Source organism: Actinomadura violacea, from assembly GCF_017573465.1.
In the GTDB taxonomy this organism is placed as follows: domain Bacteria; phylum Actinomycetota; class Actinomycetes; order Streptosporangiales; family Streptosporangiaceae; genus Spirillospora; species Spirillospora violacea.
On sequence record NZ_JAGEPF010000005.1, the window covers coordinates 120,321 to 139,084 of the forward strand.

An 18,764-nucleotide genomic window follows, 5' to 3' on the forward strand; every position below is an offset into this window, starting at 1 on the left:
CCCCACCTGGAAAGGGCCACACGTGAAACCGATCAGACGCATCGTCGCGGCACTCGGCACCGCCGTGCTCGGCACCGCCCTCGCCGCCCTCTCCATCACCCCGGCGAGCGCCGCCCCGGCGCAGGCCGCGGACCCGGTCCCGAACTTCGACTACAGCAACTGCCCGAAGCTGCCGTCGGGGGCCGACCGGTCGGACTGGAGCTGCTTCGTCGCCGTCGTCACCTCCGGCGAGTTCAAGGTCGGCAAGTTCGACCAGCAGCTCACCAGCCCCATCACCATCACGTTCGCGCAGGGCTTCGACGCCGACGGCAACACCTCCACCATCTTCGGCAAGCTGCAGGCGAGCAAGATGCTCGTCCGCCCCGGCATCTTCGGCGACCCGATCCTGACCGCCGTCTACGCCAAGCCGGTGTACGTCGGCGGGTTCGCGATCGACAACTACAACATCGACATGAAGCTCAAGATCAACCTCACCAACCCGTTCCTCGGCGGGAGCTGCACGATCGGTTCGGACTCCTCCCCGATCGACCTGCACCTCATCACCGGGACGACGAACCCGCCGGCCCCGAACGGCCCGATCAGCGGGTCCCCGCCGCAGGTGGTGTCCCTCGACCCCTACGTCCTCAAGCTCACCAACGTCGACAACAGCTTCGCCGTCGGCCACGCCACCGGCTGCCTGCTCAACTTCGGCCTGGTCAACGCCATCGTCGACAGCCAGGCCGGAGTCCCCGCGGCCGCGGGCAAGAACACGATGATCTACAACGAGTACGCCAGCTACAAGAGCTACCTCAACCTCCCGTAACCGCGGTACCGGCGCCGGACGGCCGGGCCTGTGCGAGGCACGCCCCTGCCTTGCACAGGCCCGGCCTTCCGCACTTGCCTCTGGCGGCGGCGAAAGAGCTTTGATTACTGAAAGTAACTGTACGACTGCTTTGAGTGAACATAGCCTCGCCGCATGCCCATACCCACAGAACCCATCGGCAGCATCCCGCGCCCGGCCGAGCTGACGGGCGCCTCCCCGTCGGAGCGGGCGGCCGCCGCGGAACGAGCCGTCCAAGACACCGTCCAGCGCCTGCAGGAACTCGGCTCGCCGGTGGTGTCCGACGGCGAGCAGTCCAAGCCGAGCTTCGCCACCTACCCGGTCGAGGGGCTGACGGCCCTCGCCCCCGACGGTCCGGTGATCCCGTTCGCCGACGGTCACCAGCGGCAGCTGCCGCGGCTGACCGAAGGGCCGTTCCGCTACGCCCGCCGCGCCGAGGAGTACCTGCGGGCGGCCCAGCGCCATGCGAGCGTGCCCGTCAAGCAGGCGGTGATCGCCCCGTCAATGCTGAGCCTGCTGTATCCGGCCGACGGCCTCGACGGCTACCCGCGTGAGGCGTTCCTCGACGACCTGGCCGGCGAGGCCGAAGCCGACATCCGCTCCTGCCTGGACGCCGGCGCGCACGTCGTGCAGGTCGACTTCACCGAAGCGCGGCTGGCGCTCAAGCTGGACCCGTCCGGCGGCCTGCTGGAGAACTTCGTCGCGCTCAACAACCGGGTGCTGGAGCGCTTCTCCGGCGAGGAGCGCGCCCGGATCGGCGTGCACACCTGCCCGGGCGCGGACCTGGACTCCACGCACAGCCTCGACGTCGACTACGCCGCGCTGCTGCCCAGGCTGTTCCAGCTCAACGCCGGTGTCTTCTACCTGCAGATGGCCGGTGAGAGCGACCCCGACCGCGTCCTGAGCGTCGTCGCCGGCCACCTCCCGGCCGGCGCCCGCGCCTTCATCGGCGTCATCGACCCGATCGACCCGGCCGTCGAGACCCCGGAACAGGTCCGCGACCGGGTCCTGGCCGCCGCGCGGCATCTTCCCGCCGACCGTCTCGGCACCTGCGACGACTGCGGCTTCGCCCCCTTCGCCGACGACACCTCCACGTCGCGGGAGACCGCGTTCGCGAAGATCGCCGCCCGCGTCCAGGGCACGGCGATGGCCGCCGGGCAGCTGGGCCTGTGACGGGCCCGCCCCGCCCGGTCCCGCTTGGAGCTAGCCCCGCTTGGGCCAGACGGGGCCTTCGTCGGTCCAGACGACGCCCTTGTTGTGGCACAGGCAGAAGGGGTGGCCGATCGGGTCGGTGAAGATCCGCCAGCCGTAGCCCTCGGGGCCGATGAAGTCCCGCTGCAGGGTCGCGCCGAGGCCGACGACGCGGCGCTGCTCGGACTCGACGTCGTCCACTTCGAAGTCGAGGTGGAACTGCTTGGGGTGCTCGGTGTCGGGCCAGTGCGGCGCGCGGTAGTCGTCCACCCGGATGAAGGCCAGCTCGATCTCGCCGAACTGGATCCCGGCCCAGTCCTCGTGGCTGCCGTCCTTGATGGGGCGTCCCGTCACCTCGGAGTAGAACGCCGCCAGCTTCATCGTGTCCGGGCAGTCGATGATGAAGTCGGTGAGTCGCAGCATCCCGTGATCTTGTCACAAGATCACGGGAGCCGGGCCCGCCGCCGGCCCTCGGACGTGGCGGAATGTGGCCGCCGCCGCGCCGGTCGCCGGTCCCCTCGACCGCTCAGCCCTGCGGGTTCCGGGTGTAGCGGGCCAGTTCGTCGTAGTGCTCTTGCAGGGCCGGGGACTGGGCGACGCGGTTCTCCTGGAGCAGATTGCGGGCCATCTCCGGGGCGGCGGGCTCGCCCTTGCCGAACGCCTGAGCCATGTGCTGGGCGTGCGCCGGCTGCAGGCTCTCGCCGAACGGCGCTTCATACGGGTCGGTGACCGCTTCGATCAGGCACGGCCCGTCGGCCGCCATCGCCTCGGCGAACACCTCGGCCGCCTGGCCGGGTTCGTCGATGCGGAACGCGCGAAGGCCGCACGCGCGGGCGACGGCGGCGAAGTCGATCGGGTGCAGCTCGCAGGCCATCTGGGGGTTGCTCAGCAGCGCCGTCTGCTCCCACACCTCCAAGGCGAGGGAGTCGTTGCGCAGGACGACCACCTTGATCGGCAGTCCGTACTGGGCGAGGGTGGCGAGCTCCCCCATGCCCATGCTCATCGAGCCGTCACCGGTGAAGGCGATCACGGGCCGGTCGGGATAGGCGCATTGGGCCCCGATCGCGTACGGCACCGCCGAACCCATGCTGCACAGGGTGCCGGAGAAGGAGTACTGCATCCCCTGGCGCAGCCGCAGCCGGCCGCCCCAGGCGGTCACGGTGCCCGCGTCCCCGGTGACGATCGCCCCGTCCGGCAGCGCTTTGGACAGCTCCCACGTCACCACCTGCGGACGCAGCGGAGTGCCCGAACTCGCGGCCTGCTCACCGATCAGTTCCCACCACCGCCGATAGGACGCCTGCGCGCGCTCCAGGAAGGACCGGTCGGTCTTGCGGTCCAGCAGCGGCAGCAGCCGTTCCAGGACGTTCTTCGCGTGGCCGACCAGGCCGACCTCGACGGGGTAGCGCATGGCGATGCGGTCGGCGTTGAGGTCGATCTGCACCCCGCGCGCCTGCCCGGGCTCGGGCCAGAACTCGTAGTAGGGCGTGGACGACCCGACGATCAGGAAGCCGTCGCAGGTCTCGAACGCCTCATGGGAGGCGCGGGTGCCGATGAGACCCATGCCGCCGGTGGTGAAGGGGCTGTCGTCGGGCACGCAGTCCTTGCCCAGCCCGGCCTTGACGATCGGCGCGCCGAGCACCTCGGCCACCTGCTCCAGTTCGTCGCCGGCGCCCCGGGCTCCCGCCCCGGCGCAGATCGCGACCCGCTCGCAGGCGTTGAGGAGCTCCGCCGCCGCCCGCACCTGGTCCTCGGGCGGGACGACGGTGAACGGCTGCGGGGCGAGCGAGAGATGACCGGGGACGTTCTTGGGCGACGGGGTGTCGTCGCCGAGCGCGACGGACTGCACGTCGATCGGGATGGCCAGGTGCGAGGGGCCGCGGTTCATCAACGCGCTGCGCACCGCCAGATCGGTCGCCGGCAGGGCGTGCTCGGGACCCATGATCCGCTCGGAGAACATGCAGGCGTGCTCCAGCAGCCGGTCCGAGGGCAGGTCCTGCAGGAAGTGAGCGCCGATCGTGTCGTGGTAGGACAGGCCGGTGACGGCGATGACCGGCGCGCCGTCGACGCGGGCGTCGTACAGGCCGTTGAGCAGGTGGACGGCGCCGGGCCCGGCGGTCGCCGCGCACGCCGCGGGCCTGCCGGTGAACTTGGCGTACCCCACGCACGCCAGCGCCGCGTTCTCCTCGTGCCGGACATGCACGAACCGCATCCGCGGATGGGTGCGCAGCGCCTCGAAGAACCCGTTGACCTGGTCGCCGCAGATCCCGAAGCAGGTGTCGACGCCCCACTCCAGCAAACGCTCGACCACCAGATCCGAGGTCGTCCTGCTCTCCGCCTTCGTGGACCGCTCGCTCATCCGACGCCGCTTTCGCTCTCGCCTGCCGGCCGCTGAGGCCCGACAGGCCCGCGGTTCCGTCCCATGTTCCGCGCCCCTACCCGCATCGGTCCGGGCCACTCACCGTGGTGACACCAGGGTCATTACAACGGAGAGCCGCCGGCGGCCGCACCGGGGCGGCGAGCGGTCCCGCCGGCTCGCCCGCCGCCGTCGCGCGGGTGTCAGCCGCTGACGGTGATCTCCTTCTTCAGGCCCTGGGCCTGGTCGTTGCCGGCCGGCGACCACAGCTTGTGGGTGCCGGACTTCAGGGTGACCTTGAGGTCGGCGGTGGAGCCCGGGGAGAGCGTCGCGGTTTTCTTGGTGCCGCTGATCCCGGGGCCGGAGATGGCGAGCGCGTGCTCGGCCTTGCCGGTGTTCTTCACGGCGAAGGAGTACGCGCCCGGCGTGAAGGTGGTCGTGGACAGCTGCATGGAGTCGTCCGCCAGGGTCGCGGTCACGGTCTGGGCCTGGGCCGAAGGGCTGCCGTTCGTGTGACTCGAACCGGTCGAGTGCGGGCTCGGGCTCAGGGAGGCGTGAGCGGCGTCGACCGTCTCGACGGGGAGCAGGGCACCGGCCGCCAGAAGCACGGCGCCCGCCATGGTCGAAATGCTGGTTTTGTTCATAACCGCCCGACTCCCCGCCGCGGCGCCGGCGAAACCGCGCAGCCGTTGCCAAAACCCCAGGTCAACGCCACTGCGAGCGCTCATAACGCCGCCCGCACGGCGGTCGCCGAACGCCGAGAACCGCCGGCCTGCTGGACGCCCATCGGGCGCGTGCTCATGACCGGGCGCGAGTGCATAGCGAACGCATCGCGGATGTATTAACGGCTCGTTCCAGACTCGGGTGCTGTGAGGGACACACGCGTTAGGAACGTTCTCCTTCCCGGTGACGCGGGATTCGGGGAGGCGGCGACGCCATGGGCGGCCGGGATCCGGCAGCCGGTGATCGCGGTCGTCGAAGCGGCGGACGCCGCCGAGGTGGCGGACCTGGTGCGCTACGCCGCGGACGCGGGTCTGACGATCTCGGTGCAGCCCAGCGGGCACGGCGCGTCCGGCGATGTCGCCGGCGTGATCCTGCTGCGGACCGGCCTGATGGACCGCGTCGAGGTGGACCCCGCCCGCCGCACCGCCCGGGTAGAGGCCGGCGCCCGGTGGGACCGGGTGCTGGCGGAGGCGGCCAGGCACGGTCTGACCGGGCCGTCCGGTAGTTCCGCGACGGTGAGCGTGGCCGGGTTCATGGCCGGCGGCGGACTGTCGCGGTTCAGCCGCGGGCACGGGTGGGCGTCGGACTCGGTGCGCGCCCTGGAGGTCGTGGGCGCCGACGGCCGTGCGGCGCGTGTCACCGCCGGCACCGACCCCGAACTGTTCTGGGCGCTGCGCGGCGGCGGCGGAGACTTCGCCGTCATCACCGGCATCGAACTGGACCTGCTACCGATCCCGCATCTGCACGGCGGGCGGATCCTCTGGCCGGCCGCCCGCACCGGCGAGGTGTTGCGCGCCTTCCGGCAGATCACCGCGACCGCACCACGGGAACTGTCGCTGTGGGTCACCCGCAGCCGCACCACCGTCGCGGTCGAGGTCACCCATCTGGGCCGCGTCGACGATGCCCGAGATCTGCTGGCGCCGTTGGAGCGGCTCGGCGGCTCCCTGGCCGGCGACCCCGTCCCCGCGGCTCTCGCCGACGCCGGTGTGCGGACCCGCCGCTCACCGTTCCGCGCAGAACTACTCACCGGCCTCAACGACCAGGTCTTGGACCTCCTTGCGTCCGCGCCCCCGCCCTTGCACCTTCGCCACCTGGCGGGGGCCTTGGCCGAAGCCGATCCCGCACGCGGCGCAGGCGGCACCTTGGCCGAGCCGTATCTGCTGGTCACGGGGCCAGTGATCCCTGCCGGGCTCGGCCCGCATGTCAGCGGCCGCAAGCCCTACACCTTCCTCGCCCCCGGCGAATCCGCCGCCCACGCCTTCCCGCCACCGACCCTCACCCGGCTCCGCCACATCAAGGACACGCGCGACCCGCACCGGGTGCTCCGCGCCAACTTCCCCGTCCACCAATGAAAGGGAGAACTCCCATGTCCACCGTCTACTCCGTCGTCGCCGTGCTCACCGCCGCCTGGGTCGGCTTCTCCGGCTTCTCGCTGCTGCGCAAGGCCGACTTCGTCACCGAAGCGCTGGTCGAGTACGGGGTCCCCGAATCCTGGTGGCCCTGGCTGGGCGCGACCAAGGCCGCCGGCGCGATCGGCCTGCTGGTCGGGCTGGCCGTGCCCGCGATCGGCATCGCCGCCGGGATCGGCCTGATCCTGTACTTCGCCGGCGCCGCCATCACCGTGCTGCGGGCCCGCTCGTACAAGACCGTCGCCTTCCCGCTGCTGTACCTCGCCCCCGTCGTGGCCACGCTGTCCCTGAGCCTGGCCTGACCCCGCCCATCCCCCGGTTCACGGGTCCGAAATGCACGCCATTCCGTTCGCGTGGACGTTCGGCCGGCCGGAGTACTTCCAGCGGCAGACGGTCGTCGCGTCGGCCAGCGTCCCGTCGTTTCCCTCCCTGTCCCTCGAGCAGGCGGCCTGGGCGCCGAGGGCCACGGAATAGGGATAGCCGTGCGAGTTGCAGTAATCCGCTTGGTCCTGCGAGGTGAGGGTGCCGAGGTTTCTCGGCCTCGCCGGAGGGGGCTTGTGGGCGGCCGGCGGCTCGGCGCTGGTTCGCTGTTTCGGACTGCCGGACGGTCGGGGCGTTTTCGGCCTATCACTCTCCGTTCGCTTGGGAGTGGGGGAAGGTTTCGACGGAGTCGCCCTCGGCGACTTCGGGGCAGGGCTTTTTGGAACGCTCGAGGAAGTGTGAGGCTGAGGGCGCGAGGCCTCACCCTTCCTCGATCCAGGAACCAAGGAATAGGTGAGGGCACCGATTACCAGGAGGGTCGTCACGGCGGCCACGATTCGGAGGCGGCGGCGTTCGCGGGTGGCGACCGGCGGCGCGGGCAGGGGCGGCGGCGCGGGCGGGACGGTGACCTTCGGGGTGCGGAGAGCGCGCAGGAGGTCGCTCACCTCGACCGCGGTGGGACGCTGGGCAGGGTCTTTGACCAGGCAGGAGCGGACGATCTCGGCGAGGTCGCCTTCCAGCCCGTCCAGGTCGGGTTCGCTGTGCAGGACCGCCAGGGCGACGGCGGACGCGGAGGTGCCGCCGAAGGCCCGCTTGCCGGTGGCGGCGAAGACCATGGCGGCCGCCCAGGCGAACATGTCCGCCGCGGGCCCGGCCGGCCGGCCGTCGATGTGCTCGGGGGCCATGTAGCCGGGGGTGCCGACGACCTGGCTGCTGGTCAGCGACTGGCTGAGGTCCAGGGCGCGGGAGATGCCGAAGTCGATCACCACCGGGCCGTCGGGGCCGAGCAGGACGTTGCCGGGCTTGAAGTCGCGGTGGACGACTCCGCCGTCGTGGATGGCGGCCAGCGCGGTCACGGTGTTGACCGCCAGCCGGTCGAGCGCGGCGTCGCCGCGCGGGCCGTGCCGCCTGACCGAGGTCTGCAGGGACGGCCCGTCGACGAATTCGCTGACGATGTAGGGCTGGGCGTTGATCACGCCGCTGTCGAGGACCTGGGCGGTGCAGAACGGGGCGACCCGTTTGGCGATCTCGACCTCGGCCAGGAAGCGGGCGCGGGCCACCTCGTGGGTGATCAGATGGGGGTGCAGCAGCTTGACCGCGGTGCGCCGCTCCCCCTCGTCCCGGCCCAGGTAGACGGTGCCCTGGCCGCCGGCCCCGAGCCGGCCTTCCAGCCGGTGGCGGCCGATGCTCTCGGGGTCGCTGGGCAAGAGCGGCGACGATTCCGGCACGCATCCTCCAAACTTCCGATGGGAATTGATCGTAGGACCCGCCGCTAGATCACGGAGCGTTCGGAGCGGTTTTGAATGCGTCTCGACGCGCAAGGAAGCGTTAAATTCGGGTAGATCAGCCTGCACTGAGCGGCGAAATGGACCTAGGCGGGCGACAAGCGAAGGACCGCGGCTCCACCGGAGAGCGAAACAACGTGACGAGGAGCCGGAGGAGCGTGATCTCGGTGCCGCTTCGGGCGGTTATATCGGCCTTGTCATTGTCTTTCGCAGCATGGGCATGCCCCTTCGCGGGTTCGGTGCGTCGTTCAGGAGGACAGACCATAAGAGCGACGCCGCGGGACCGGTCCCGCGAGCGAACCGCGGAGTGCGTCCGACTAGCGAGACGTCGACCCGGCGATGTCTGCGGCCCTGCCCTTCAGAGCAAGGCGCGGGCGGTGACGGCGGCGTCGAGGATGCGCATACCGTCGGGGTCGCTCAGGTCGAGGCCGGTGAGTTTGGCGATCTTGCCGAGGCGGTAGTCGAGGGTGTTGCGGTGGATCCGCAGCTCGGCGGCGGTGCGGCTGCGGTTGCGGCCGTGCCGGACGAAGGTGCGCGCCGTCTCCAGCAGGACGGGGTTGGCGGCGAGGGGCTCCAGCTTGGCGGCGAGGCGGGCCAGCGCACGGCCCGGCCTGGCGAGCTGGTACTCGACCAGGACGTCGTCCAGCCGGTAGAGGCCGGGCGGCAGGTGGAGGCGGCGGGCGAGGGCGGCGACGTCCTCGGCCTCGGCGAGCGCGTCGGGCACGGCGCCGAGGGTGTCCGCGGTGGCGGCGGCCGCGGTGACCGGACGCGCGGTCGCCGCGCCGATCCGGGACAGCAGGGCGGGCAGCCGCTCGAACGCGTCCGGTGCGCGGGGCAGCAGCACCGTCCCGCCGTCGGTGGTGAGCGCGGTCAGGACGTCGGTCTGCTGGTGGGCGTCCAGCGCGGACTGGACGCGGCGGACCGTGCGGCGGACGTCGGGCTCGCCCGGCTCGGCGGGCGCCAGCCGCAGCAGCACGACGAGGTAGCCCGGCGCGAGCGTGATGCCCGACTGCTCGGCCAGCTCGGCGGCGGGTTCACCGGACAGCAGCGCGGCGACCAGGTCGCGGCGCAGGTCGCGGCGCTGGCCCTCGATCTGCTGCTGCTCGTGCAGGTGGGCGAGGGCGACCGCCGGCAGGACGCTCGCGAGGTAGCGGAGGGTGTGGACGGCGTAGCGGCGCAGTTCGGGCGCGTCGGTCCCTTCGGAGAGCAGCTCGAACTCGGTCATCGACGCGACCAGGTAGGCAGCGATGGCCGCGTCCAGCGGCAGCCCGTCCGCCGCGCGCCGCGCGGACCAGTCGATGATCTCGGTCAGCTCGACGGCGTCCGGGGCGCGCTCCTCGCGGAGGGTCTTGGCGATCAGCCGGGTGGTCTCGGTGAACGCGCGGTGCACCTCGCCGTCGAGCAGGTCGCGGGGCAGCGCCCGGTAGAACGGGATCTCGGTGGCGCAGCGGTCGACGGCGGCGCGGGTGATCTCGGTCAGCCGCGCCGTCATCCGGTCCTCGGTTCGGGACATTGCCCAATTCTGCCACGCCAGAATTGCCGCGGATGCGCACAGACAAGCGCCTTGGAAGGTGGCAGGTTGTGCATTTGCCACCCCGGACCGTTTCGGCGGCCCTTTCGTCCCGAGGAGCTCTCATGCGCCGCTTCCTCCTGCTCGCCGCCGCCATGGCGGGCGTGCTGCTCACGGCCCCGTCCGCGCACGCCACCGCGCCCGCCTCCACCGCGCCCGCCTCTACTGCACCGACCACCGACCAGTGGGACCGGCCGGGCCCCCACCAGGTGTCGGTGAAGAACGAGGCCGTCACGACGTTCTATTACCCGAGCGACATCGCGGCGGGCACGGCGTCCTACCCGGTGATCATCTGGGGGAACGGCACGTTCGCCACGCCGCCGGTGTACGACGGCCTGCTGCGGCATTGGGCGAGTTACGGGTTCATCGTGGCCGCCGCCGACACCGCCTTCGCCAACACCGGGCAGGAGATGCGCGCGGGCATCGACCGCCTCACCGTCCTGAACGGCAAGGCGGGCAGCCCCTTCCACGGCAGGGTCGACCTCGCCCACATCGGCGCCGCAGGCCACTCGCAGGGCGGTGCCGGCGCGATCAACGCGTCCGCCGACGAGCGTGTGACCACCACCGTCCCGATCCAGCCCGGGCCGCTGGCGACCACGTCCGGCGTCCACGGGCCGGCGCTCTACCTGGCCGGCCAGAACGACACCATCGTCGATCCCGCCTGGGTTCACGACTTCTACGCCCGCACCACGCAGGTGCCCGCCTTCTTCGCCGAACTCGCCGGCGCCACGCACTTCACCACCGTCGGCGACGGCGGCGAGTTCCGCGGCATCACCACCGCGTGGTTCCGCTACCACCTCTCCGGTGACCGGCAGGCGCGTTCGGTGTTCTACGGCCCGGACTGCGGGATCTGCTCCGGTTCCACTTGGCTGAAGGTGGAGCGCAACGCAAAAGCCCAGCAGGTGTCCGCGTCGTAGGCCCGCAGCCGGACCGGCAATACCTGCGGGCAGTCGCCGCCACCATCGGACGTCATTTCCGCCGACTTTTGGAGAAGAGCGCCATGTCGCCTCCGGTCCGGGACTCCGTCCTCGACGCGCCCCTCCTCCCCGCCTCGGACGTGTGCACCGCGGACCGGGACAGGCTGCTCGGCGGGCTGCACAAGCGCGTCCCGGACGCCGCCCGGGACGCCGTCCGCGAGATCGAACGCAAACTGCCCGGCTATGTGCGCGCCCACGACGCCCGGTACGGCGAGATGCTCTCCTTCACGGCGGAATGGGCCATCGGCCATTTCGTCGACCTCCTCGGTGATCCGGGCCTGCCGTCCGCCGCCATCACCGAGCACTTCCGGGAGATCGGTGCCGGGGAGGCGCGCGAGGGCCGCGGCCTGGAGATGTTCCAGAGCGCGCTCAGGATCGGCGCGGGCGTCGCCGTCCAGCGGCTGACGGAGGAGGCGGAGTCCCTGGACGGCCCCGTCACCGCGGCGGCCGTCGTGCGGGTGACGCAGGCGGTGCTCGGCTACCTCGACCGGCTCGCCTCCGCGGCCGCCGGAGGCCACGCCGACAGCGGCGCCCTGCGGGCGGGACGCGCCCAGGCGCAGCGGCGCGCACTCCTGGAGGCGCTGATCGAACGCGACGCAGGGCTCCCGCGGATCCGGTTCCTCGCCGCCGAATGCGACTGGCCGGTCCCGCGGACGGTGGCGGCCGTCGCACTGTCGGAGTCCCGCGGCGACCCCGGCCCTCGGCACGTCCTGCCGCCGGACGCCCTCCTCGGCCTCCACCTCGACGACCCGTGCCTGATCGTCCCGGACCCGGACGGCCCGGGACGCCGCCAGGCCCTGCACACCGCGCTGACCGGGTGGGGCGCGTCGGTCGGCCCGACCGTGCCGGTGACCCGCTGCGCCGTGTCGCTGCGGCTGGCGTGGCGCACGCTGTCGCTCGCGCGGGACGGCGTCATCGAGGCACCGTCACCGATCACGGCCGCCGACCACATCCCGATGGCGATGCTCGGCCGGTCGCCGGAGCTGACGTCGCTGCTGATGGACCGCAAGCTCCGCCCGCTGCTGTCGTCGCCGCGCGTGCACGCCCGCGACAAGCTGGCCGAGACGTTCCTGACCTGCATCGAGAGCAACTTCAGCCCGACCGAGGTCGCCGCCCGCATGCATGTGCACGCGCAGACCGTCCGGTACCGCCTCCGCCAGCTCGAGGCCCTGTTCGGCGACGACCTGCACGACCCGGCGCAGCGCCTGGAGTTCCATCTCGCGCTGCGCGCGTGGACCGCGCGCAATTGACGCCAGGCGCACCGCTCGGCTCCGGACCCGCGGGCCGGACGGGTCAGGACATCAGGACGTCCGCCGGCCGAATCGGCTTGTCGAGGAATCCGAGCTTGGTCATCGCGTCGGAGACGCGTTTCATGGCGGCGGGGTCATTGTCGACCGGCCAGGTCGTGGGAATGGCGATCGACGTCGCCTGGGCGGCGGTCAGATGCATGAACGTGGGAAGCGTGCCGCGGACGAGCTCGGGGTCCTTCTGGGCCAGTTGTGAAGCCTCGTTCAATGCGGCTCGGAATTGGCTGACGGCGGCGCGGTGGCCGTTGATCCAGGCGCCGGTCCCTGCCCATCCGGCGATCGGGAATCCACCGGCACTTCCTGCCCATGCGTCGATGATCCGGGGGTTGCCCGCCGTTCTGGCCCGGCTCTCCTGGGTGCCGGTGAGCCAGGAGGCGTCGACCTGGCCGTTGTCGAGCGAGGACAGCGCGTTCGGCACCGGGACCTGGACGTACTTGACGTCCTTGGGCCCGACGCCGGCCTCGGCGAGCCGCAGGTCGGTGACCAGGTCGGCGACGGAACCCGTGCCGGGCACACCGATCTTCTTGCCCTTCAGGTCCGCCATCGAGCGGATCGCGCTGCCCTTCTTGGTGAAGATGCCGTCGGCCCCGGCCTGCCCCACCCGGGACTGCGCGACGAACTTCAGTTTCAGGCCGTGGGACGCGCCGGAGAACACCGTGACGTAGTTGACCATGCCGATGTTCGCCCCGCCGGATTGCAGCGCGGCGACAATGGACGAGCCCGACTGGCCGGCCATGATGGTCACGTCCAGGCCGTGCTTGGCGAACAGCCCTTTCTGCTTGGCGATGTAGATGGGAGCGGCATTGGGCTGGGGCGAGACCAGGATCTTCAGCTTGGTCGTGCCGCCGGAGCCGGTGGAGGCCGAGCCGGACGAGCAGGCCGAACCGGTGGCGGCCAGCAGGCCCGCGGCGATGAGGGCCGGGATGGTGCGGGCATGGCGGACAGAACGCATGACGGCTCCAGGAAGTGCGTTGATGGGGTGGACGGAGGGCACGCGGGAGCTGCTTGTTCCAGCTGCTGAGGGTCAGCCGCTGTGGATCAGGTCGTAGATCTTGGCGCGGGTGTCGAGGTAGTCGTCGAGCCGCTTGGTGTCGACCTGGTCGCGGGGGTACGGGAGGTCCACGGCGACGGTGGCCATGACGTGCGAGGGGCTGCCGGACAGCACGAGCACCGTGTCGGCGAGGTAGACGCTCTCGTCGATGTCGTGGGTGACGACGACGATGCTGGTGGCGGTGTCGGCGCGGATGGCCAGCACCAGGTCCTCCAGGTCGGCGCGGGTCTGGGCGTCCACCGACGCGAAGGGCTCGTCCATGAGCAGCAGGCGCGGCTCGGTGACCAGCGCCCGGGCGATCGCCACGCGCTGCTGCATCCCGCCGGACAGCTGCCAGGGGTACTTCTTGGCTGCGTCCGAGAGCCCGACCATCGACAGCGCTTCGCGCGCGCGCCGGTGCCGTTCGGTCCTGGCGAGCCCGGCGCTGCGCAGGGGGAACTCCACGTTCCGGACGACGCTCAGCCAGGGGAACAGGGAGCGGCTGTAGTCCTGGAACACCACGCCGATGCCTTCGGGGATCCCGCGGATCGCCGTGCCCTCGAAGCTGACGGTGCCGCCGGTCGGCGCGATGAGGCCGGTCAGGCAGCGCAGCAGGGTCGTCTTTCCCGCGCCGGACGGGCCGACGATGGACATCGCCCGGGTCGGCTGCAACGCGAAGTCGATCGCGGCGATCGCCTGGTGCGACCGGGCGCCGGCCCCGTAGCGGTGCTCCAGCCCCTTGACCTCGAGGATGGGAGGGGTCGTCACTGGGTGCTCCTTAGAACATGCCACCGCAGGGCGTATTTCTCGATGACCAGGAAGAGGGCGTTGAACAGCACGCCGAACAGCGCCAGCACGGCGAGGGTCGCCCACAGCGCCGGGACGTCGAAGGTGTTCTGCGCCTGCAGTGCGGCGCCGCCGAGCCCGCCCGCGCCGGCGAACATCTCCGAGCCGACGGACAGCACGATGGCCAGGGACATCGCGACCCGCAGCCCGGCGAACATCTTGGGGCTCGCGGCGGGGAGCAGGACGCGGAAGAAGCGCCTGACCGGCCCGAGCCGATTGAGCCGGGCCACGTCCACCTGCAGCGGTTCGATGTCGGCCACACCCGACGCGGTGTTGAGCAGGACGGGCCACACGCAGCTGAAGACGACCACGGTCAGGTGCATCGCGGTGCCGACGCCGAGGACGGCGATCGAGAGCGGCACCACCACGATCGGCGGAGTGCTGCGCAGCAGGAGCAGCGGCGCGCCGGTGTAGTCGCGGGCGGCGGGCACCGCGCCGATCACCGCGCCCGCGACGATCCCCGCGCAGGAGGCGATGAGCCATCCGCCGATCGCTGTCTGGAAGGTCTGGGAGATCGCGGACCAGGCGGTTCCGGAGACGAACAGGTGCGAAGCGGGCCCCGACAGCCAGTCGCCGCGCAGCCGGTCCCAGATCGCCGACGGCGCGGGCAGGAAGAACACCGGCCGCGCGGTGGCCCGCCACTGCCACACCGCGAGGATCGCGGCCATGACGAAGACGCCGCTCAGCGCGCCGGCGACGCGCCTCATCGGGTCCGCTCCGTCGCCCAGGGGCAGGCGAGCCGGCCGGCCAGCGCGACGACCGCGCCGATCGCGATGCCGAGCACCCCGGTCAGCACCGCGGTGGCCCACAGCACGTCGATGTCGCCGGTGGAGGTCGCCTGGATCAGCACGCCGCCGAGCCCGTGCCCCGCCGAGGCGAGGTACTCGGCGCCGATGACGACGATCAGCGCGAGGGGCGCCGCGGTGCGCAGGCCGGCCAGCAGGAACGGCAGCATCGAGGGCAGGACGACCCTGGTGACGAGCGCGAGCCGGCCGCAGCCGAGGACGCGGGCGGCGTCGCGGGCCTGCGCGTCGACCTGGCCGACGCCGTAGACGGTGTTGAAGAGCATCGGCCACCAGCAGCCGAAGGCCCCGACCGCCACCTCCATGGTGGGGCCCTGGCCGAGCGCCAGGATCGCCAGCGGGATGAAGGCGACGGCGGGGACGGGCCGCAGGATCTCGAAGGGAAGCCCGAAGGCGCGGTGGGCGAGCCGGCTGGTGCCGAAGGCGAGGCCGATGACGATCGCCGCGACCAGCCCGGACGCGACCGCCAGCGCGACCGCCGCGACCGTGGCGAGCACGGCCGTCAGGAATCCGTGCGCGGAGGCCAGCTCGCCGACTTCGGAGGCGAGGCGGCCGAGGGCGGGGACCCCCCACTTGCGCGGCCCCCACCACGACAGCGTCTGCAGCAGCGCCGCCAGCGCGGCCAGACCGATGACGCCCCGCGATGCCGCGCGGGCCTTCGGCCCGATCGGGTGCGCCGGTCTCCACCGCCTCAGGGCGGCCGCCGGGCTCTGTTGTCTGGACGTTGGAGGCTCCTCCCACGAGGTGTTGCAGGTCACAGCGAGTTTCAATGAGCCAGTCCTGCAAGTCAAGACTTATGTCCTAAAAATCAGACACGACGTTCGGGTGTCGTGCCGCGGCTTTCCGGCATGCCGGCGGCCCGGCCGGCGCCGCCGCCGGCCGGGTCCCCGCCGGGCGGGTTTCAGGGGTTGACGACCGCCATCCACATCGGCTCGGCGCGCCGCAGGACGGCCGCCATCGCCGCCGCGGCGTCGCGCAGCGCGAACCGGTGCGTGATCAGCTCGTCGGCGTCGAGCCGCCCGCCGGCCAGCAGGTCGAGCACCGCCGCGGTGTTCTCGCGCGTGCAGCCGCGGGTCCCGACGACCCTCCAGCACCGCGTCATGATGACCCGGATGGGGAACGGCAGCGGGTCGCCGCTCCCGCCCATGTGGACCAGGGCCCCGCCGGTCGCCAGCGACTGCATCGCCTGCGCCGTGCCGGGGCCGCCCGGCAGGTAGTCCAGGACCGCGTCCGCCCCGTCGGGCAGCAGTTCGCGCAGCCTGCCCGTCAGTTCTTCCGTCCGCGCCCAGTCGGGGCCGAGTTCCTCCAGGGCGACCATGCGGACCGGCACCGGGCCGGCCAGCGGCCGCACCGCCTCCAGCCGCCCGGCGGATCTCCCGACCAGGACCAGTTCGCCCACGTGGAACGACTCGGCCAGCTTGACGGTCGCGGTGCCCATCGCGCCGGTCGCCGCCGTGACCACGACGCGTCCTCCCGGAGGGAGCCGGGCCTCGCTCAGCGCGCGATGGGCGTTGCCGAGTTCGTGCAGTTTCGCGGCCACGTCGAACCCGACACGGTCGGGCAGCGGATCGACGAGTCCTTCCGGGACGCGGATGTACTCGGCGAGCCCGCCGTCGTGGTAGCGGGCGTACAGCTCCATCGGACCGGTGCCGAAGGCGGCGTTGCCGATCATCGCGGCCTGCGCGCACATCTGCTGCCGCGCGGTCGTGCAGTACCGGCACGACCCGCACGACAGCATGGGATGCACCCGGACCCTCGTCCCCACCAGCGACCGGGCGGCGTCCGGCCCCGCGTCGACCACCGTGCCCGCCACCTCGTGCCCGGGCGTGCCGGGCAGATGGGTGAACCGCCCGCGCGCCAGGTGCTTGACGATGCTGGGGGCGAGCCCCGCCGAGGCGACCTGCACCAGCACGTCGCGCGGCCCGAGCGCGGGCACCGGCACCTTCTCCAGATGCAGGTCGAGCGAGCCCTCCCGGACCCGGACGGCGAGCATGTCCGTCATCGCAGCGCCTCGAGTTCGGACGGGGTGACGCCGCGGGCCTTCTTCGTCGCCTCGGCCACCTGCGGCATGGCCTCGGCCGTGGCCACCGCCAGGTGGACGCTGCGTTCGCGATGGACCCCGGTGAAGGCGACACCGCGCGGGATGCGGACCAGGTCGCCCGGGACGAGTTCGACCGCGCCGCGCTGCGTCACCAGGGTCCGCACCCCCTCCACCTGGTACTGGATCTCGTCGGCGTCGAGGTGGCGCCGGTAGGCGCGCCCGTCGGACGCCTCGGCGACGACCTGCCCGATGAGGATCCGCGGCGTCTCGTACAGCCAGGCCGTCCGCCCGCAGCGCACGAGGCGGATGCGGTCGTCGGTGCGCCCGGCCCGGTCGATGAGGAGCCGCTCGTCGGCGGGCGCGACATGGATCCCCTCGCCCTGCCCGCCCCGCATCTCGGTGATCATCTCGTTCTGGACGGCCGGCTCCCAGCCGGGGAACGGCGTCTCCAGGTACCCGGCGACCCGGGTCGCGGGGACGCGCTCGACGACCGGTCCGGGACTGTAGAAGAGCAGGTGGATGTCCGCTTCGCCGAGGTTGTCGTGCGCCACGCCGGTCGGGATGCGGGAGAAGTCGCCGGCGGTGTGGGTGATCGTCCCGAGTTCGGTGATCAGCGCCCGGCGGCCGGTCACCTGGTAGGAGAACTCCTCCACGTCGGCGTTGCGGTGGTAGAACCCCTGCCGGCCCGTCATCGTCTGGACCTCCATCCGCAGCGCATCGCTCTGGAACAGGCCCTGGGGATGGGTCCGGCCGCGGTCGACGTACTCGGGGCTGAAGTGGACGACCTCCAGCGGGCCATGGTCGCGCCGGGCGCGGGCTCGGATCGCCAGCGGCTCGCCGATCAGCAACTCCTCCCGACGCTCCAGCACCATGGGCGGCTCGGTGAACGGGAACCTGTCGAGGTGTTCGTGCACGATGCCCATGTCAGAGATATCCCTTCTCCTCGTAGAAGGCCGCCGCCCCGGGGTGCAGCGGCACCGGCGGGTCGAGCGGCAGGCTGCGCATGTCGATCGGGCTGGTCATCGCGGCGGTCGGACCGGTGAACCGTGCGGAGATCTGGTCCTTCTGCTCGTCCAGCGCCTCCAGCACCATGCGGACGATGTCGTCCGGGAGGTCCTCGGCGCAGTACAGGATCCAGCCGGAGAAGTCGATCGCCGGAACGTCCCGCTCCACGCCTCGCAGCCGCCCCTTCCGCAGGACGCCCGGCCGCATTCCCAGCTCGGCGCAGCGGGCCAGGACGTCCTCCTCGATCGGCAGGTAGTCGAGGTCGTAGGTCTCGCTGATCCGCTTCCACCGCCAGGTCATGACCGCCTCGTCGAAGACCGCGTCGAAGGACGGATCGACCGGCACCGACTCCGGCAGGTTGGGGTACTTGGGCCGGTCGTGCAGGATGCGGCCGCCCCACGACTCCAGGTCGGCGACCGTGAACCCGTAGAGGGAGAAGATCTGCTCCAGCGCGGTCGCGGCGGGATGGCCCGACTCCCTGGTGGGCATGGAGATCTTCAGCGGCAGCCGCCGCTCGCGCACGTCGTGCAGGCTCGCGACGCCGAACTCCTTGCGCACCGCCAGCACGAGCTGATCGTCGTGCGCGAAGCAGGCGAGCGTCCGCAGCCCTTCCTGCCCCGCCAGATGCCAGGCCGGCGTGGTGATCGCGACCTGGTAGCGCCCCTCCCTGACCAGGTCAGGGCCGTTGAACGCCAGTTCCGCGTAGGGGGTGCCGGTGACCGCCGAGACCGTCGAGCCGCGCGGCAGCCCGCCCCGGGCCAGGCCGTGGGCGAGCAGGCCGCCGACGTTGGTGAAGTTGCCGCCAGGACAGAGAAGCTTGAGATCGACCACTGTGTCTCCTTGCGAAGGTCCCGACACAGTAGCTCGTCCTGTATTCCGTGACTAGTGTCCTATAAATCGAGACAGTCACACTCTGCTGTCGT

The 18,764-nt window shown here is 71.7% G+C and carries 18 protein-coding genes; 6 read left to right on the forward strand and 12 right to left on the reverse strand.

Annotation, left to right across the window (positions count from 1 at the left end; all coding sequences use genetic code 11):
• The first annotated feature begins 22 nt into the window (after positions 1–22).
• Together J4709_RS08300 and J4709_RS08305 are read left to right on the forward strand one after the other, a co-directional pair.
• Entirely contained in the window at positions 23–802 is a 780-nt protein-coding gene (locus J4709_RS08300; protein WP_208238769.1) for a hypothetical protein, read from the forward strand.
• Positions 803–955: 153 nt separating this feature from the next.
• Positions 956–1,993: a cobalamin-independent methionine synthase II family protein gene (locus J4709_RS08305; protein WP_208238771.1), complete on the forward strand. Its 1,038-nt coding sequence runs from the start codon at positions 956–958 to the stop codon at positions 1,991–1,993.
• Between the two features lie 30 nt (positions 1,994–2,023).
• On the opposite strand, the gene J4709_RS08310 is transcribed toward J4709_RS08305, so the two are convergent.
• The 3 genes from J4709_RS08310 to J4709_RS08320 form a co-directional block, all read right to left on the reverse strand.
• Positions 2,024–2,434 carry a VOC family protein gene (locus J4709_RS08310; protein ID WP_208238773.1) on the reverse strand — a complete coding sequence of 137 codons (411 nt, stop codon included), beginning with the start codon at positions 2,432–2,434 and terminating at the stop codon, positions 2,024–2,026.
• Positions 2,435–2,537: 103 nt separating this feature from the next.
• Entirely contained in the window at positions 2,538–4,367 is a 1,830-nt protein-coding gene (locus J4709_RS08315; protein WP_208238775.1) for a thiamine pyrophosphate-dependent enzyme, read from the reverse strand.
• Between the two features lie 200 nt (positions 4,368–4,567).
• The gene (locus tag J4709_RS08320) at positions 4,568–4,984 is read right to left on the reverse strand and encodes a hypothetical protein (RefSeq protein WP_208238777.1); all 417 of its coding nucleotides are present in this window, start codon (positions 4,982–4,984) and stop codon (positions 4,568–4,570) included.
• Positions 4,985–5,233: 249 nt separating this feature from the next.
• Here J4709_RS08320 and J4709_RS08325 point away from each other — a divergent pair, with 249 nt between their 5' ends.
• Both J4709_RS08325 and J4709_RS08330 read left to right on the forward strand, forming a co-directional pair.
• Positions 5,234–6,439, forward strand: a complete 1,206-nt coding sequence (locus J4709_RS08325; protein ID WP_208238779.1) for an FAD-binding oxidoreductase — start codon at positions 5,234–5,236, stop codon at positions 6,437–6,439.
• A 14-nt stretch (positions 6,440–6,453) separates the two neighbouring features.
• Complete coding sequence (locus J4709_RS08330; protein WP_208238781.1) at positions 6,454–6,798, forward strand: DoxX family protein; 345 nt, start codon at positions 6,454–6,456, stop codon at positions 6,796–6,798.
• Positions 6,799–6,816: 18 nt separating this feature from the next.
• Here the strand turns inward: J4709_RS08330 and J4709_RS08335 are convergent, their stop codons facing one another.
• Positions 6,817–8,184, reverse strand: a complete 1,368-nt coding sequence (locus J4709_RS08335; RefSeq protein WP_208238783.1) for a serine/threonine-protein kinase — start codon at positions 8,182–8,184, stop codon at positions 6,817–6,819.
• Between the two features lie 436 nt (positions 8,185–8,620).
• On the reverse strand, positions 8,621–9,775 hold the full coding sequence (locus tag J4709_RS08340; RefSeq protein WP_208238785.1) for a PucR family transcriptional regulator: 1,155 nt from the start codon (positions 9,773–9,775) through the stop codon (positions 8,621–8,623).
• A 122-nt stretch (positions 9,776–9,897) separates the two neighbouring features.
• Here J4709_RS08340 and J4709_RS08345 point away from each other — a divergent pair, with 122 nt between their 5' ends.
• Positions 9,898–10,749: an alpha/beta hydrolase family protein gene (locus tag J4709_RS08345; protein WP_208238787.1), complete on the forward strand. Its 852-nt coding sequence runs from the start codon at positions 9,898–9,900 to the stop codon at positions 10,747–10,749.
• Positions 10,750–10,832: 83 nt separating this feature from the next.
• Complete coding sequence (locus J4709_RS08350) at positions 10,833–12,059, forward strand: PucR family transcriptional regulator (RefSeq protein ID WP_208238789.1); 1,227 nt, start codon at positions 10,833–10,835, stop codon at positions 12,057–12,059.
• A gap of 43 nt (positions 12,060–12,102) precedes the next feature.
• On the opposite strand, the gene J4709_RS08355 is transcribed toward J4709_RS08350, so the two are convergent.
• The 7 genes from J4709_RS08355 to J4709_RS08385 all read right to left on the reverse strand — a co-directional run bounded on the left by J4709_RS08355 (position 12,103) and on the right by J4709_RS08385 (position 18,672).
• Positions 12,103–13,068 carry an ABC transporter substrate-binding protein gene (locus J4709_RS08355; RefSeq protein ID WP_208238791.1) on the reverse strand — a complete coding sequence of 322 codons (966 nt, stop codon included), beginning with the start codon at positions 13,066–13,068 and terminating at the stop codon, positions 12,103–12,105.
• A 72-nt stretch (positions 13,069–13,140) separates the two neighbouring features.
• On the reverse strand, positions 13,141–13,914 hold the full coding sequence (locus J4709_RS08360; protein WP_246342552.1) for an ABC transporter ATP-binding protein: 774 nt from the start codon (positions 13,912–13,914) through the stop codon (positions 13,141–13,143).
• Positions 13,911–14,699, reverse strand: a complete 789-nt coding sequence (locus tag J4709_RS08365) for an ABC transporter permease (protein WP_208238793.1) — start codon at positions 14,697–14,699, stop codon at positions 13,911–13,913. Before J4709_RS08365 ends, J4709_RS08360 begins: the two co-directional genes overlap by 4 nt.
• Complete coding sequence (locus tag J4709_RS08370; protein WP_208238795.1) at positions 14,696–15,565, reverse strand: ABC transporter permease; 870 nt, start codon at positions 15,563–15,565, stop codon at positions 14,696–14,698. The genes J4709_RS08365 and J4709_RS08370 overlap by 4 nt, the downstream gene beginning before the upstream one ends.
• Before the next feature lie 131 nt (positions 15,566–15,696).
• Entirely contained in the window at positions 15,697–16,797 is a 1,101-nt protein-coding gene (locus tag J4709_RS08375) for an alcohol dehydrogenase catalytic domain-containing protein (RefSeq protein ID WP_208238797.1), read from the reverse strand.
• The gene (locus J4709_RS08380) at positions 16,794–17,759 is read right to left on the reverse strand and encodes a hypothetical protein (protein WP_208238799.1); all 966 of its coding nucleotides are present in this window, start codon (positions 17,757–17,759) and stop codon (positions 16,794–16,796) included. The genes J4709_RS08375 and J4709_RS08380 overlap by 4 nt, the downstream gene beginning before the upstream one ends.
• Position 17,760: 1 nt before the next feature.
• The gene (locus tag J4709_RS08385) at positions 17,761–18,672 is read right to left on the reverse strand and encodes a TAXI family TRAP transporter solute-binding subunit (protein WP_208238801.1); all 912 of its coding nucleotides are present in this window, start codon (positions 18,670–18,672) and stop codon (positions 17,761–17,763) included.
• Positions 18,673–18,764: the final 92 nt, after the last annotated feature.

Excerpts from the sequence above, each read along its gene's own strand:
- J4709_RS08315 (WP_208238775.1), bottom strand. The coding sequence starts at position 4,367 with ATGAGCGAGCGGTCCACGAAGGCGGAGAGCAGGACGACCTCGGATCTG.
- J4709_RS08345 (WP_208238787.1), top strand. The coding sequence starts at position 9,898 with ATGCGCCGCTTCCTCCTGCTCGCCGCCGCCATGGCGGGCGTGCTGCTC.
- J4709_RS08375 (WP_208238797.1), bottom strand. The coding sequence starts at position 16,797 with ATGACGGACATGCTCGCCGTCCGGGTCCGGGAGGGCTCGCTCGACCTG.
- J4709_RS08320 (WP_208238777.1), bottom strand. The coding sequence starts at position 4,984 with ATGGCGGGCGCCGTGCTTCTGGCGGCCGGTGCCCTGCTCCCCGTCGAG.
- J4709_RS08380 (WP_208238799.1), bottom strand. The coding sequence starts at position 17,759 with ATGGGCATCGTGCACGAACACCTCGACAGGTTCCCGTTCACCGAGCCG.
- J4709_RS08340 (WP_208238785.1), bottom strand. The coding sequence starts at position 9,775 with ATGTCCCGAACCGAGGACCGGATGACGGCGCGGCTGACCGAGATCACC.
- J4709_RS08330 (WP_208238781.1), top strand. The coding sequence starts at position 6,454 with ATGTCCACCGTCTACTCCGTCGTCGCCGTGCTCACCGCCGCCTGGGTC.
- J4709_RS08365 (WP_208238793.1), bottom strand. The coding sequence starts at position 14,699 with ATGAGGCGCGTCGCCGGCGCGCTGAGCGGCGTCTTCGTCATGGCCGCG.
- J4709_RS08350 (WP_208238789.1), top strand. The coding sequence starts at position 10,833 with ATGTCGCCTCCGGTCCGGGACTCCGTCCTCGACGCGCCCCTCCTCCCC.
- J4709_RS08305 (WP_208238771.1), top strand. The coding sequence starts at position 956 with ATGCCCATACCCACAGAACCCATCGGCAGCATCCCGCGCCCGGCCGAG.
- J4709_RS08355 (WP_208238791.1), bottom strand. The coding sequence starts at position 13,068 with ATGCGTTCTGTCCGCCATGCCCGCACCATCCCGGCCCTCATCGCCGCG.
- J4709_RS08310 (WP_208238773.1), bottom strand. The coding sequence starts at position 2,434 with ATGCTGCGACTCACCGACTTCATCATCGACTGCCCGGACACGATGAAG.